Here is a 13,182-nt window from a genome sequence, read left to right as displayed (position 1 = left end):
GAATCCTTAAGGCAGTTCGCGCGCCGTGGACGGGTCGGCGGTCGGCGGCAGCGCGCCCTTCATCGGGCCCGGCGGCAGCGGTGCGTGCTGCGGCGGCAGCGGCGGCGGAATCAGGCGCGTGCCCTCGATGCGGCGCGACGGGTCGCCCCGCATGGCGTCGGGCAACGCCGGCAGGATCGCCGAGTCGCGCACCGAATTGAGCATCGGGTTGTCGGTCGAGGGTTGCGTGTTCTGCTGCAGCGCGCGCAACGCGTCGTAGCGGTCGGCGGTGACCGCATCGCCGGAGAGCTGGTCGCGCACGACGGTGGGCCGCAGGAACACCATGAGGTTGGTCTTGCGGCGGCTGCGGACTTCGCTCTTGAACAGGTTCCCGAGCACCGGAATGTCGCCCAGGCCGGGCACTTTTTCCTCGGAGGTCGAATACTCGTCGGACAGCAGGCCGCCGAGCACGATGATGTTGCCGTCGTCGACCAGGACGTTCGATTCGATCGCGCGCTTGCTCGTCGTGGGGCCGTTCAGGTTGTTCACCGTGGAAGCGACGACGCTGGAGACCTCCTGGAAGATCTGCATCTTGACCGTGCCGGTCTCGCTGATCTGCGGGCGCACGCGCAGCGTCAGGCCGACGTCCTTGCGCTCGATGGTCTGGAACGGATTGACGGTGTTGGTATTTCCGCCGGCGCTGGTGTACTGGCCGGTGACGAAGGGCACGTTCTGGCCGACGACGATCTTGGCTTCCTCGTTGTCGAGCGTCAGCAGATTGGGGGTCGACAGCACGTTGCCCTCGCCGTTGCTGGCCAGGAAGCGGGCCAGGAAGCCCAGCACGTACTGGCCGTCGCTGCCGTAGCGGTGGCCGATGCCGAAGTTGATGCCGCTGGACGGCCGCGTCGCGGCATTGCCGGTCGCCAGGCCGACCGCGAGGTCGATGATGTTGGCGCCGCCGAGGCTCGAGTTGGTGCCGATGACGCCCACGTTGCGGTCGCCGCTCTTGCCGATGCCGGCCTGCCACTGGATGCCGAACTCGGCCGCCTTGTCGGCATTGACTTCGACGATCAGGCTTTCGATCAGCACCTGTGCACGGCGGCTGTCGAGGCGGTCGATCACCGCGCGCAGCTGTCGATAGAGCGGTTCGGCCGCGCTGATGATCAGCGAGTTGGTCGCTGGGTCGGCCTGGATCTGTCCGCCGGTGGAGGGCTGCGCCGTCCCGCTGACCGGCGCCGTGGCGGCGCTCATCCCGCCTTGCGCCGTCGCGCCTAGCTGGCTGAACTGTTGCTGCTGCTGCTGGGCGGCGGGCGTAGTTCCGGCGGTACTGAGGGTGCCGGCAGCGCCGCCCAGCGTGCCGGTGGTGCTCGGCTGCGAGCTCGCGAGCGCGGCGCGCAGGGTAATGGCCATCCGCACCGCGTCGGCATTCTTGAGGTAGACGACGTAGATGTTGCCGGCCGCGCCGTTGCCGCTGTCGATCGGGGCGCGGTCGAGGCGGTCGATCAGCGTGCGGACCAGCTGCGAACGTGCCGGATTGGCCGCGCGCAGGATGATGGCGTTGCTGCGCGGCTCGGCCAGGAGCGTGGTGCGGAACGAGGCGTCGGTGGTGCCGGGCGCGGCGCCCGGCACCGGCCCGGTGGCGGATCCGCCTTCGACCAGGCGCGTGAGCACCGGCACCAGGTCGGTGGCGACCGAGTGCTTCAACGGGATGACCTCGATGTCGGAGGCGTTCGGCATGTCGAGCGCGGCGATGATGCGCGCCAGCCGCCGCATGTTTTCGGCGTAGTCGGTGATCACCAGCGAGTTGTTGCCGGGGTTCACGTTGATCGTGTTGTTGGGCGCGATCAGCGGACGCAGCACCGGCAGCAGATTGTTGGCCGACTCGTAGTTGAGCTTGAAGACCTGCGTGACGATCTGGTTGCCGGAGAGGCTGGAGGTGGCGGATGTCGACGTGCTGACCGCGCTGCTCTGCAGCTTGGCGTCGGCCTCCGGCACCACCTTGTAGAGCCCTTCGGACTGCACGACCGCGAAGCCCTGCAGGCGCAGCGCCGCTGCGAACTGGTTGAAGGCCGCGGCCGGGGAGATCGGACGGTCGGTCTGCAGGTTCATCGTGCCCTTCACGCGCGGGTCGACCACCACGTCGCGGCCGGTTACGACCGCCATGGTGCGCGCGACGGATTCGATCTCGGCGTTGGTGAAGTTCAGCGTGATCGGCTCGCCGCGTCGTGGCGGCGCTGCAGCTTCCTGCGCGAACGCAGCCGGAATGCAGGCGGTGATCAGCATCTGTGCCGCGAGGGCGATGGTGCCGATGCGTGTCGCGTACGAAGACTGTAGCTTCATGGTCAACCCAATGTGATGAGCGAGCGCGCGCCTTCGCGTCGCCCGATGATATTCAACAAATTCGAAAGCGCATCCTCGCGCCCCGGGGCGGCGCTGGCTTCGCCGTCGAAGCGCAGCGCACTTCCGTTCCATTGGCCGCTGCCGCTGAGCTGCAGGCTGCCTTCGCGGGTGGTCAGCAGGAGGGTCGGCGTCGGCCCGCCCTCGAGCGTGAGGCGGTAGCTGCCCATCGGCTTGAGCGTCGAGAGGCTGGACGAGATGTCGGTGGCGTCGAGCGTGGCGCGGCCGGCGAGGCCCAGTTGCGGGCCGTTCCATTGCATCGCGAAGGCCTGCATGGAGATGTCGAGCACGCCTTCGGGCTTGAGGGTGTTCCAGGGCGCGCCGAAACCGCTGAGCAGCGCGGCGGGCCAGCGGGACTGGCCGTCGCGCCATTCGAGCTGCAGTCCGCTGGGCCGCGGGCGCGCCTTGAACTGCAGCGCTTGCGGCGCGCAGCAAGGGATGTCGAGCGCGGCGACGATGCCGTCCCAGCGCGGCCGCAATGTCCAGCCCAGTGTGCCCGGCAGCGAAATCGATTCGGCGCCGCTCCCGCCGCTGGAGAACACGACACCCGCGCTGCCGTTCCAGACCGTTCCGCGCGCATTGACCAGTTGCAGGTGGCCATCGCTCTGCTGCGCCAGCCAGGCGGCCAGCCAGCGCGCCGGTGCGTACACCGTGAGCGCCAGCACCGCACCGATCAGCGCGCCGAGCAGGGCCCAGCGCCGGCCGGTCGATGTGCCGAGGGCTGGAGAGCTTCGGGTGGCCATGGCGGGATCGACGTTCAACGTGCCGGCAGGCTCATGACCAGCGTGCCGTCCCAGCGCACGGCGGAAGGCTCGCCGGCGCCTTTGGCAGCCGCGGCGGCGGGGGAAGAGGCGGCCGGCGCGCCTTGCGCGGTGCGCGTCAGATGCGCCTCGCGCGGCACGGCGCGCGCATTGCTGCGCGCCTGTGCCAGCCATTGGGCGAGCGTGCCGGCGGGGGTGGTGCGCATGGCGATCGTCACGCCTTCGCCGGCAGCAGCGGGTTGCATCTGGGCGTTGGGCCCGAGGCTCTGGCGCACCGAGGTTTCGAGCGCGCGCATGGCGTCGTCGCGGCTGGCGCGCGGCTGGGACTGCAGGGCCTTGGCTTGCGTCTGCAGGCGGGTCATCTGCTGCAGCTGCGCATCGAGTCTTGCGTGCTCGGCCGGCGCCGATGACAGCGTGCGCAGCGCGGGCGCCAGCATCACCCACCAGAGCAGGGCCAGCACCACCAGCGCGGCGGCGATCGCGATCATGCGCTGCTCGCGCGGCTCGAGTTCGGGCCACCAGGCCTGCCAGCGTGCTTCGAGGGATTCGAGCCAGCTGTTCATCGCGCAGCCTCCGCCTGAACCAGCAGCAGATCGCCTTCGCTGCGCGCGCTGTAGCCGCGCGCGGACAGCGTGGCCGCGACGCTGTCTGCCTCGGCGGGCTGCAAGCCCAGGCCGCGCAGCCGCAACTGGCCGGCGCTGTAGTCGATGGCGCTGGGCACGCGGCCGGATGGCAGGCTGCCTGCCAGTACGCCCAGCATGGGTTCGAAATCGGCCGCGGCGACGCCGCCGGTGGCTTGCTGCAACGAGGCGACTTCGCGTGCCATCTGCACCGGGGCATCGACCACCAGTTGCACCGATGGAAAAGTCTGCTTGAGGATGCTGTTCACCATGGTGCGCTTGCTGTCGAGCGCGCTGCGCTCCTTCCAGGCCCAGGCGTTGAGGCCGACGAGCTGGGCCAGCAGCAGGACCAGCGCGCCCCAGCGCGCTGCACGCCACTCGGGCCCGTGCCACACGGCGCGCCAGATGGCCGCGAGCTTCTTGCTCGCGCGGGCGCGGCCGGTGGACGCGAGGTCGAACTGCGCCAGATCCCAGGGCGAGCGGCTGGCCTGCAGCCAGCGTGCGGCCGGCTTGACGATCGGCACGCGGCGCCCGAGCAGGCTTTCGGCCAGTTCGGCCACCGCGGGCTCGGCCAGCATCGTCGTGCCTTCGGGGGGCGTGCCGAGCAGCGCAACGCCGGCGCTGTCGAGGGGGAGTGCGGTCACACCCTGGGTGTCGCAGATCACGAGCTGCGCGGCGTCCGGCTCGCCTATCGCGAGGACCATCGGAGCGGCGCCGGTCGGCTGCGGCGCGAATTCGGGAATGATCCGCGTGACGCGACGGCCCGCGGCTTCGAGGGCCTGCACCGCGCTGCGCAGCCAGATCCGGTTGCAGGCCGCCACCCACGCAGGCGCACCAGCGCGGGCGCCGGGCTCCAGCGCGAAGTGCAGCAGCTCCGGGTCGTCGAGCAACCGGTCTTCGAGCAGGCCATTGAGCACCGAGCGCACGCGCACGGCGCCGCTCATGCTGCCCTGCGGCATCGTGACCTGGTGCCAGGAGAGGGCGGCCGCGGGCACGCCCAGGATCACTTCGTCCCCGCTCGGCAGCAGCGCCGGCGGCGCGCTTCCCTGAGAGCGCAGCTTGCGGCCGTCGCTGGACCAGACCGCCCAGCCGTACTCGCCGCCGGCGGGAACGGGCGGGAGCGGGACGGTGACGAGCAATAAGGCCATGGCGATCGGTGAGGGGTGGTCATTGTAGGTGGATGGTTCACATCCACCCGCTACATATTTGATAGCGCGTTACGCCCGTGGCGTGGGCGCTCGAGTGCTTTTTATCCTATAAGCGTGACTAAAAGTTTCCGCTTCAGGGCTTCGGTGCCGCCGGCGTGGCGCCCGCACCACGTTCGCGCCACACGATGCGCACCTCGATGCCGTCGCGGCGCAGCAGCGACTGCTCCTCGACCCAGGTGCGGTCCAGCCGCAGCCGCCCATGCACTTCGAAGTAGTTGCTCCCCACGCTGTGCTGTTCGCCGAACTGCGTCGAGCTGTCCTGCAAGAGACGGTTCGCGTCGCTCAGGGAGCGGAAGTGGCTGCGTGTGCGCTGCGCCACCAGGCGCTTGGCACCTGCCAGATCGAGCGCGGGAACGCTGGCGAACAAGGCTTCGGCGTTGGCGGTGTTGATGTTGAGCTTCGTGCCCGCCGGCAGCACGGTGACGTAGGGCTGCAGCGCGGCCACCGTGGTGGGCGAGAGGCCGAGCCAGACCAGCTGGGAAGTGCGCTGGGGCATCAGCGGGCCGGTGGCCGAGGTGTCGGGGGTCGCGGCGGGGGGCGTGGTGCCGGTTCCTGTGCCTGTGCCTGTGCCTGTGCCGGTCGTCGCGGCGGCCGGCAGGGCGCGTTGCAGGTTGGCGGTCAGCGCCGCCAGTTCCTGCGCGGGCAGGCCCAGCAACTCGAACAGCTTGGTGAAGGCGGCGACCGATGCGGCCACGGGCTTGCCGCCCTCAACCAGGTTCCGCACGTTGAGCTTGGACTGGGCATCGACGATGCGGCCCGAAAGAAAGGCATCGGGCAGGCCTTCGAGCACATCGCTGGCGATGTTCTTCTCGGCCGAGAGAAAGCTCGTCAGCTTGGCTTCCTCCAGCGGCACGGCCCAGGGCTCGGCCAGGTGGTCCACGCCGGTGCCGCCGCCGGCCCGGGCGTCCTCGCGCAGGATCAGGCGCGACCAGTCGAGCGCGCCGATCAGCACCCAGGCCGACTGCACCCGCGCCCGCTCGGCCGCCTCGACCTCGACCGCGCGCCATTGCTGCCAGAGCGCCGCGGCAGCGAAGGTGGCGACCAGCGTGACGGTCAGCATGGCGGCCAGCAGTGCGGCACCGCGCGTGTCTCTGGCGGACTTCGATCGCGTCTTCTTCATGACTTGGGCGCCGTTGCGGTGGGCCGCACCCAGTCGCGGGTCAGCAGCCCCGCGAGCGCCGGGCCGGGCGGCAGGCTCAGCACCAGGCGCACGCCTTCGGGCAAGGGCGTGCTTGTGCCGAGCACCTCGGCGCCGACCGCCGGGCTCCAGCTGTCGTTGCGGAAGTAGTAGAGCTGCCAGGCCTCGACCGGCATCAGCCCGAGCTCGGCGCCGCGCAACTCGCTGCTGGAACTCGTGCTGGCGCTGCCGTCCTGGCCCCATGCGGCGGCGCGGTCCCAGGCTTGTTGCCATTCGGCGCGGGTGATGATGCCGGGCGATTGCCAACGCTGCCAGCGCGCACCCACGGCCGCATCGGCGCGCAGGGTCCAGGCGACCACATAGACCACCGACTGGGCGCTGTCGGTGCTGCGCCGCGTGAGGCGCAGCACGCGGCCGTCCCAGTCCATGGGCCGGATCTGCGCCAGCGCCGTCGTGGCATCGAGATCCGCGTTCCATTGCGACAGCGCAGCCTGCAGCGTGAGCATGGCATCGCCTCGTTCGCGGTTCAGGGCCTGCGCCTGCGCCATGCTCTCCAGGCCGCGCCAGCTCATCAGCGCGAGCAGCGCCATCACCGCGATCGCGACCAGCAGCTCGATCAGCGTGAAGCCTCTGGATCTGCGCATCAATAGCGTCCCACGACAGTGGACAAGCGCAGCACCGGCGCCTCGGCCGCATCGCGCACCTGGACGTCGACGCGGCGGAAGTTCGGGTTCAGCGTGGGCGTGGTCGAGACGGTGACGGCGAAGCTCACGTTGGCCTGGGTGCAGACCAGGCCTGCATCGCCGACCGCCGGCAACTGCCGCGCGAGCCGGGCCTTGATCAGTTCGTTCTCGGCGCAGAGCTGCGCCAGCAGCATGTCCGATTGGCGCTGCGCGTTGCGCGTGAGCGCCATCGTGGCCTGCGAGCCGGCCATCAAAGCGATCGCGACGATGCCCAGCGCGACCAGCACTTCGATCAGCGTGAAACCTGCCTGCTTCACGGCGCAACCACCGCGAAAGGCCGCAGCCCGTCGGTGCCGATGCGCAGGCTGCGCGCCGGCGGGCCATCCATGGTGAGCAGCACCTGCTGCGCCGCGATGATCGGTTCGGGCCCCAGCTGCAGCGCCGGGATCGCGGAGCCGTCGGCGGCCAGCGGTTGCGCGGCGATGCCGTCGGCAAGCCAGGCGATCGGCAAAGTGCCGGGCTGCAGGCCGTCGAAGACGAAGTCCCCGGGGCCTTGCGGCGTCGGACGCCAGCGCACCGCGATGCCGCTCGCACGGGATTGCGCGCGTGCCGATTCGAAGAGCGCCGCGAGCCGCTCGGCTTCGCGGTCGAGCGTGGCCTGGCCCGAATCGCGCAGCGCGAGCCCGACGCCGGCCGTGGCGAGCGCGATGATCGCGATCACCACCAGCAGTTCGAGCAGCGTGAAACCGCCGGTGCGGCGGCGGGCGCGATCGGAGCGGGGGGCGCTGCGCCTATTGCCAGCTGCCGATGTCGGCATTCTTGCCTTCGCCACCGGGCTGGCCGTCGGCGCCGAGCGAAAGCACGTCGATCTCGCCCTTGAGGCCCGGGTTCATGTACTGGTAGGGCCGCCCCCAGGGGTCGTTCGGCAGCTTCTCGACGTAGGGTTTCCAGTTGGGTGCGGCGGGGCCGCTGGTGGGACGGGCGAGCAGCGCCTGCAGGCCTTGCTCGGACGTGGGGTAGCGCTGGTTGTCGAGCCGGTAGAGCTTGAGCGCCTGCATCAGGTTGTTGACGTCGGTCTTGGCGGCGGTGACGCGTGCGTCGTCGGCACGCTCGATCACGTTCGGCACGATCAAGGCAGCCAGCACGCCGATGATGACCAGCACGACCATCAGCTCGATCAGCGTGAAGCCGCGTTGCAGGGCGCGCACAAGAGGGCGGTGGGAAAGGGGCATGAAAGGTGGGGAGGAGATCAAAAGAAGCGGCCTTGCGGCATTCACTGAATGATAATCCGGCCCCATGTCAGTTCCCTACGCACCCGCACGCTGGCCCTCGGCCACTGCGACGACCGGCCTTTGGGCGCTTGCGGCCGCGAGCATCGTGTTCTGGGGGCTGCGGCTGATGTCGCCGTCCGACTCGGTCGCGCCGCCCGCGGTGAACAGCGGCGCGACCGCGACCGTGGACTCGACAGCGGTGGCGCAAATGCTGGGTGCGGTGCCCAGCCAGGCCGTGGTCGCGGCAACGCCCGATGCGGCAAGCCGCTTCGTGCTGCAGGGGGTGGTGGCCGACACCGAGCAGCAGGGCGCAGCACTGATTGCCGTCGACGGCAAGCCGGCGCGGCCGTTCCGTGTCGGGGCCAAGGTGGCGGACGGCTATGTGCTGCAGTCCGTGAGCACGCGCGCCGCATCACTGGGCGCGAGCCTCGACTCGGCGCCGGCCTTCACGCTGCAGCTGCCGGTGCGACCGCTCGCCGCGAATCCGCCGCCTGCCGTGCCCGGCGCTCCGCCGCCTGTGGTGGCGCCGCCCCCGCCGCGCTGAGGCGTCGGCCGGGCCTCAGGCCTGCAGGAACAATCGATAGACCGGGTTGGCGGTTTCTTCCACGAAGGGATAGCCGAGCGTCCGCAGGAACTCGTCGAACGCGGCATGGTCGGCCGCCGGCACCTGCAGCCCGACCAGGATGCGGCCGTAATCGGCACCCTGGTTGCGGTAGTGGAAGAGGCTGATGTTCCAGGTCGGCCCCATGAGGCTCAGGAACTTCAGCAGCGCGCCGGGCCGTTCGGGAAACACGAAGCGCAGCAGCCGCTCGTCGTGCGCCAGGCCGGTGCGGCCGCCGACCATGTGGCGGATGTGCTCCTTCGCGAGCTCGTCGTGCGTGAGGTCGATGGCGCCGAAACCGTGCGCAACGAAGGTGTCTGCGATCGTCTTCGATTCGCCGCGCGCCGTGGTGGTCAGCCCCACGAACACGTGCGCCTCCCTGGCGTCGCTGATGCGGTAGTTGAACTCGGTCACGCTGCGCGATGCGCCCGGCAGCTGGCCGACCAGCTCGCAGAAGCGGCGAAAGCTGCCGCGTTCCTCGGGAATCGTCACCGCGAACAGCGCTTCGCGCTCCTCGCCCACCTCGGCGCGCTCGGCCACGAAGCGCAGCCGGTCGAAGTTCATGTTGGCGCCGCAGAGGATGGCCGCGTAGGTCTCGCCGCGCGTGCCGTGCGCCTCGACATACTGCTTGATCGCGGCTACCGCGAGCGCGCCGGCAGGCTCGACGATGCTGCGCGTGTCGATGAACACGTCCTTGATGCCGGCGCATACGGCATCGGTGTCGACCGTGATGAACTCGTCCACCAGGTCGCTGGCGACCCGGAAGGTTTCTTCGCCGACCAGCTTGACCGCGGTGCCGTCGGAAAACAGGCCGACGTCGGGGAGCGTCACGCGTTGACGGGCCGCGACCGATTGCATCATCGCGTCCGAGTCGTTCATCTGGACGCCGATCACCTTGATCTCGGGCCGCACGGCCTTGATGTAGTTGGCGACGCCCGCGATCAACCCGCCGCCGCCGATGGCGACGAACACGGCATCGAGCGGGCCCTGGTGCTGGCGCAGGATCTCCATCGCGATCGTGCCCTGGCCGGCGATCACGTCCGGGTCGTCGAAGGGGTGCACGAAGGTCAGCCCGTGCATCTTCTGCTGTTCGAGCGCGTACACGTAGGCATCGGAATAGCTGTCGCCGTGCAATTGCACTTCGCCGCCGAGCGCGCGCACGGCATCGATCTTGAGCTGAGGCGTGGTCACCGGCATCACCACCACGGCCCGCGTGCCCAGCTTGTGGGCGCCGAGCGCCACGCCCTGGGCATGGTTGCCAGCCGATGCGCAGATCACGCCCTTGGCGAGCTGCTCGGCGCTCAAGTGCGCCAGCTTGTTGTAGGCGCCGCGCAGCTTGAAGCTGAAGACGGGTTGCTGGTCTTCCCGCTTGAGCAGCACCGTGTTGCCCAGCCGCGCGCTCAAGGCGCGCGCCGGCTCGAGCGCGGACTCGACCGCGACGTCGTAGACGCGGGCGGTGAGGATCTTCTTCAGGTAATCGGCGGGGGTGAGCGGCGCTGTCGGCTTGGGCATAGGGCCGCGATCATAGGCCTGCGGGCACCGCGGCAGGCAGCCCCAAGAAAAAAGCCCCGGGCCTTGCGGCCCGGGGCTAAATCCACCAATTGGGAGGGTGGAGGAGACAACCGGTGCACACGCGTTCGTGTGCGATGAAATAAAGTATATCGGTTGTTTGTTGCATTGCAACAAGCGGGTGACGCTTTTCCAACACAAATCTACGCCGGCGTGATTTTTTGCCCCGTCGTGACCCTGGAGTCTGCAAAAAAATGGAATGCACAGTGAGCTGGACCGGCAACGCGGGTGCGCGATCGGCGATGGGCTTCGTTGCCGAGACCGGTAGCGGCCACGTCCTGATGATGGACGGGGCGCCGGATGCGGCCAAGCCGGAGAACGGCGGACAGAACCTCGCAGCCCGGCCGATGGAAACCGTGCTCGCCGGCACCGGCGGCTGCACCGCCTACGACGTGGTGCTGATCCTGAAGCGCGGGCGGCACCAGGTCGAGCGCTGCAGCGTCAAGCTGACCAGCGAGAGGGCGGAAAAGGACCCCAAGGTTTTCACCAGGATCCACATGCACTTCACGGTGGCGGGCAAGGGAATCCCGGCGGCCGCCGTGGAACGCGCGATCGCGCTGAGCCACGACACCTATTGCTCGGCCACCATCATGCTGGCCAAGACCGCCGAGATCACGACCAGCTTCGATCTGATCGAAACTTGAATGCAGCCCGGGCCCGCCCGCTCAGATGCGGTGGGCAACTGTCGTCATCACCCGGGAGGCCAAGCGCATCAGGGCCTTGGTCGGTGCCGGCAATTCCTGGGCGCCGGCGCTCCATGCCTGCGCTGCGTGGCGCGCTTCGTCCAGCTTCATTTGGTTGATCACGGCCCGCGATGCGGTGTCGCCCGCCGGCAGGCGGTCGAGGTGCCCGTCCAAGTGTGCCTCCACCTGGCGCTCGGTTTCGGCCACGAAGCCCAGGCTCAGCGGATCGCCGAGCCGGCCGGCAATGAGGCCCAGGCCGAATGCGCCCAGATACCAGACGGGATTCAGCACCGAGGGGTGGGCTCCCAATTCGTCGAGGCGCTGTCGCGTCCAGGCGAGATGATCGGTTTCTTCGCGCGCTGCCGCGTCGAAATGCGCCCGCAGCACCGGATCCCGCGCAACGGCAGCCTGCGCTGTATACAAGGCCTGGGCGCACACTTCCCCGACATGATTCACGCGCATCAACGCGCCCGCTTCCCGGCGCTCGGCCTCGCTGAGCTCGCCTGCGGGATCCGCCGGTGGCGGGGCGGCCCGCGTTGCATGCGGCTTGGCGAACAAGGTACGCAAGGCCGCGTCTACGACGGCCAGGGCGGAGTCGAGCGAAGGATTCATGGGGCGATTGGAACCGATCCGAAATAGAGCTCATGCAGGGCAGGTCTTGTTTCGCATGGTGGTGTCGTGATGACTGCTAAAGCTTTGTTGCACTGCTGCAACGAAACGCCGAGCCCAGCCGCGATTTCGGGCGATTTGTTTTGCCCTGGTGAGGCGGCTCTGGTGCAATAGCGACAACTTCCCAAAAGGAGGTTGGCCCGGGGTCCGGTAGGAGCACAAATGTGCCAGTCACGGTGAGCCCTTCGCACCGGAGCCCTATGTTTAACCTTGGAGAAACTTGCAATGAAAAAATCTCTAGTTGCTCTGGCTGCCCTGGCTGTTGCCGGTGTTGCCTCGGCTCAGTCGTCGGTCACGCTGTTCGGTGTGGTTGACGCTGCCATCAGCGGCTATTCGAATAAGTCGGAGAACGTCGGCTTCCCGACCCTCGCCAATCCCTTCTACGTTGATAGCATCAAGGCCAGCCGCACCGCGCTGACGAACTCGGGCTACAACTCCAGCCGTATCGGCTTCCGTGGTACGGAAGACCTCGGTGGCGGCCTGGCTGCCAGCTTCTGGCTCGAAGCCCCGATCAGCAATGATGACGGCCAAACCGGTATCTCGACGTTCCGTCGTCGTTCGACCGTGAGCCTGTCGGGTGGTTTCGGTGAAGTCCGCCTGGGTCGCGACTACACCCCGACCTTCTGGAACGACACCGTGTTCGATCCGTTCGGCACCAACGGCGTGGGTACCAATCTGGTTTCGACCGCCAACGACGCGTTCGGTACCTTCAACGGCGCTGCTCCCCCGGTGGTCGCCGGCGTCCCCAACGTTGGCGGCAACAACTACGTTCGCGCCAGCAACACCATCGGCTACTTCCTGCCCCCGAACCTCGGTGGCTTCTATGGCCAGGTGCAGTACGGCTTCCACGAGCAGAACAAGTTCGATCCGGGTACCGTCACGCCGACCGCGCTGAACAACTCGCGCACCGGACGTTACGTCGGCGGCCGCGTCGGCTATGCCAATGGCCCGCTGGACGTCGCTACCTCGTATGGCAACAGCACGATCGGTGACAACTACTACGTCGGCACCACCACCTCGGTGAAGACGTGGAACCTCGGCGCTTCGTACGACTTCGGCGTCGTGAAGCTCTTCGGTGAATACTCGCGCGCCAAGAACGAAATCGACGTCGATACGCCGTTCGTCACTGGCACCATCGGCAACGACATCGACCTCAAGGGTTACCTGATCGGCGTGACTGTGCCGGTGGGCGCTGGCCTCATCCGCGCGGCCTACTCTGCTGTCAAGTACGACCTGAACGTGCCGTTCTCGGTGCTCGAAGACCCGAAGGCCAACAAGTTCGCCATCGGCTACGTGCACAACCTGTCGAAGCGCACGGCTCTGTACGCAACGGTGGCTCGCATCCGCAACAAGGATGGCGCAGCTTTGACCTTGGGTGGCCCGTCGTTCGTGACCACCACGACCCTGCTGCCGGGCCAAGCCTTCCTGCCGAAGACCTCGACCGGCTACGACGTCGGTATCCGTCACGCTTTCTGATTTGACGCTGGCGCAAGCCAGCTTTGATGGGAAGTCTTAAAGGCCACCCGACGCAAGTCGGGTGGCTTTTTTCTTGGCTCGGGCTTTCTCGAACAGGGATATCCCTCGGGTCGGCGTTCTCCCGTGT

At 68.4% G+C, this 13,182-nt stretch carries 14 protein-coding genes; 3 read left to right on the top strand and 11 right to left on the bottom strand.

What is annotated here, in order from left to right:
* Positions 1-6: 6 nt before the first annotated feature.
* From gspD to gspG, 9 genes are all read right to left on the bottom strand, one after another.
* Positions 7-2,319, bottom strand: a complete 2,313-nt coding sequence (gene gspD / locus BLS74_RS24020; RefSeq protein WP_093109667.1) for a type II secretion system secretin GspD — start codon at positions 2,317-2,319, stop codon at positions 7-9.
* 2 nt (positions 2,320-2,321) lie between these two features.
* A complete protein-coding gene (gene gspN / locus BLS74_RS24015) occupies positions 2,322-3,119 on the bottom strand; it encodes a type II secretion system protein N (protein WP_093109741.1) in 798 nt (265 codons plus the stop codon).
* A 14-nt stretch (positions 3,120-3,133) separates the two neighbouring features.
* Positions 3,134-3,700, bottom strand: coding sequence for a type II secretion system protein GspM (gspM, locus tag BLS74_RS24010; RefSeq protein ID WP_093109666.1), 567 nt, complete (start codon positions 3,698-3,700; stop codon positions 3,134-3,136).
* Entirely contained in the window at positions 3,697-4,905 is a 1,209-nt protein-coding gene (gspL, locus tag BLS74_RS24005; RefSeq protein ID WP_093109665.1) for a type II secretion system protein GspL, read from the bottom strand. Before gspL ends, gspM begins: the two co-directional genes overlap by 4 nt.
* A 133-nt stretch (positions 4,906-5,038) precedes the next feature.
* Positions 5,039-6,085, bottom strand: a complete 1,047-nt coding sequence (gspK, locus tag BLS74_RS24000; protein ID WP_093109664.1) for a type II secretion system minor pseudopilin GspK — start codon at positions 6,083-6,085, stop codon at positions 5,039-5,041.
* The gene (locus BLS74_RS23995; RefSeq protein WP_093109663.1) at positions 6,082-6,747 is read right to left on the bottom strand and encodes a PulJ/GspJ family protein; all 666 of its coding nucleotides are present in this window, start codon (positions 6,745-6,747) and stop codon (positions 6,082-6,084) included. The genes gspK and BLS74_RS23995 overlap by 4 nt, the downstream gene beginning before the upstream one ends.
* On the bottom strand, positions 6,747-7,103 hold the full coding sequence (gspI, locus tag BLS74_RS23990; RefSeq protein ID WP_244503975.1) for a type II secretion system minor pseudopilin GspI: 357 nt from the start codon (positions 7,101-7,103) through the stop codon (positions 6,747-6,749). Before gspI ends, BLS74_RS23995 begins: the two co-directional genes overlap by 1 nt.
* Positions 7,100-7,603 carry a prepilin-type N-terminal cleavage/methylation domain-containing protein gene (locus BLS74_RS23985; RefSeq protein WP_093109662.1) on the bottom strand — a complete coding sequence of 168 codons (504 nt, stop codon included), beginning with the start codon at positions 7,601-7,603 and terminating at the stop codon, positions 7,100-7,102. Before BLS74_RS23985 ends, gspI begins: the two co-directional genes overlap by 4 nt.
* Entirely contained in the window at positions 7,578-8,018 is a 441-nt protein-coding gene (gene gspG / locus BLS74_RS23980) for a type II secretion system major pseudopilin GspG (protein ID WP_093109661.1), read from the bottom strand. The genes BLS74_RS23985 and gspG overlap by 26 nt, the downstream gene beginning before the upstream one ends.
* Positions 8,019-8,082: 64 nt before the next feature.
* On the opposite strand from gspG, the gene BLS74_RS23975 reads away from it, so the two are divergent.
* Positions 8,083-8,601: a type II secretion system protein N gene (locus BLS74_RS23975; RefSeq protein WP_093109660.1), complete on the top strand. Its 519-nt coding sequence runs from the start codon at positions 8,083-8,085 to the stop codon at positions 8,599-8,601.
* A gap of 15 nt (positions 8,602-8,616) precedes the next feature.
* Here the strand turns inward: BLS74_RS23975 and ilvA are convergent, their stop codons facing one another.
* Positions 8,617-10,170, bottom strand: coding sequence for a threonine ammonia-lyase, biosynthetic (gene ilvA, locus BLS74_RS23970; RefSeq protein ID WP_093109659.1), 1,554 nt, complete (start codon positions 10,168-10,170; stop codon positions 8,617-8,619).
* Positions 10,171-10,421: 251 nt separating this feature from the next.
* Between ilvA and BLS74_RS23965 the strand changes: the two genes are divergently transcribed.
* The gene (locus BLS74_RS23965) at positions 10,422-10,871 is read left to right on the top strand and encodes an OsmC family protein (RefSeq protein WP_093109658.1); all 450 of its coding nucleotides are present in this window, start codon (positions 10,422-10,424) and stop codon (positions 10,869-10,871) included.
* A 21-nt stretch (positions 10,872-10,892) separates the two neighbouring features.
* On the opposite strand, the gene coq7 is transcribed toward BLS74_RS23965, so the two are convergent.
* The gene (gene coq7, locus BLS74_RS23960) at positions 10,893-11,522 is read right to left on the bottom strand and encodes a 2-polyprenyl-3-methyl-6-methoxy-1,4-benzoquinone monooxygenase (protein ID WP_093109657.1); all 630 of its coding nucleotides are present in this window, start codon (positions 11,520-11,522) and stop codon (positions 10,893-10,895) included.
* Between the two features lie 282 nt (positions 11,523-11,804).
* On the opposite strand from coq7, the gene BLS74_RS23955 reads away from it, so the two are divergent.
* Complete coding sequence (locus BLS74_RS23955) at positions 11,805-13,055, top strand: porin (protein ID WP_093109656.1); 1,251 nt, start codon at positions 11,805-11,807, stop codon at positions 13,053-13,055.
* The last annotated feature ends 127 nt before the right edge of the window (positions 13,056-13,182 follow it).

This window comes from Variovorax sp. CF079 (genome assembly GCF_900101545.1).
GTDB lineage: Bacteria > Pseudomonadota > Gammaproteobacteria > Burkholderiales > Burkholderiaceae_C > Variovorax.
Note: the sequence above shows the minus strand (reverse complement) of the source record. Positions and strands in the feature narration are given on the sequence as shown.

Excerpts from the sequence above, each read along its gene's own strand:
- gspM (WP_093109666.1), bottom strand. The coding sequence starts at position 3,700 with ATGAACAGCTGGCTCGAATCCCTCGAAGCACGCTGGCAGGCCTGGTGG.
- BLS74_RS23965 (WP_093109658.1), top strand. The coding sequence starts at position 10,422 with ATGGAATGCACAGTGAGCTGGACCGGCAACGCGGGTGCGCGATCGGCG.
- BLS74_RS23985 (WP_093109662.1), bottom strand. The coding sequence starts at position 7,603 with ATGCCGACATCGGCAGCTGGCAATAGGCGCAGCGCCCCCCGCTCCGAT.
- coq7 (WP_093109657.1), bottom strand. The coding sequence starts at position 11,522 with ATGAATCCTTCGCTCGACTCCGCCCTGGCCGTCGTAGACGCGGCCTTG.
- BLS74_RS23995 (WP_093109663.1), bottom strand. The coding sequence starts at position 6,747 with ATGCGCAGATCCAGAGGCTTCACGCTGATCGAGCTGCTGGTCGCGATC.
- BLS74_RS23955 (WP_093109656.1), top strand. The coding sequence starts at position 11,805 with ATGAAAAAATCTCTAGTTGCTCTGGCTGCCCTGGCTGTTGCCGGTGTT.
- gspN (WP_093109741.1), bottom strand. The coding sequence starts at position 3,119 with ATGGCCACCCGAAGCTCTCCAGCCCTCGGCACATCGACCGGCCGGCGC.
- gspG (WP_093109661.1), bottom strand. The coding sequence starts at position 8,018 with ATGCCCCTTTCCCACCGCCCTCTTGTGCGCGCCCTGCAACGCGGCTTC.
- gspK (WP_093109664.1), bottom strand. The coding sequence starts at position 6,085 with ATGAAGAAGACGCGATCGAAGTCCGCCAGAGACACGCGCGGTGCCGCA.
- gspL (WP_093109665.1), bottom strand. The coding sequence starts at position 4,905 with ATGGCCTTATTGCTCGTCACCGTCCCGCTCCCGCCCGTTCCCGCCGGC.
- BLS74_RS23975 (WP_093109660.1), top strand. The coding sequence starts at position 8,083 with ATGTCAGTTCCCTACGCACCCGCACGCTGGCCCTCGGCCACTGCGACG.
- gspD (WP_093109667.1), bottom strand. The coding sequence starts at position 2,319 with ATGAAGCTACAGTCTTCGTACGCGACACGCATCGGCACCATCGCCCTC.
- ilvA (WP_093109659.1), bottom strand. The coding sequence starts at position 10,170 with ATGCCCAAGCCGACAGCGCCGCTCACCCCCGCCGATTACCTGAAGAAG.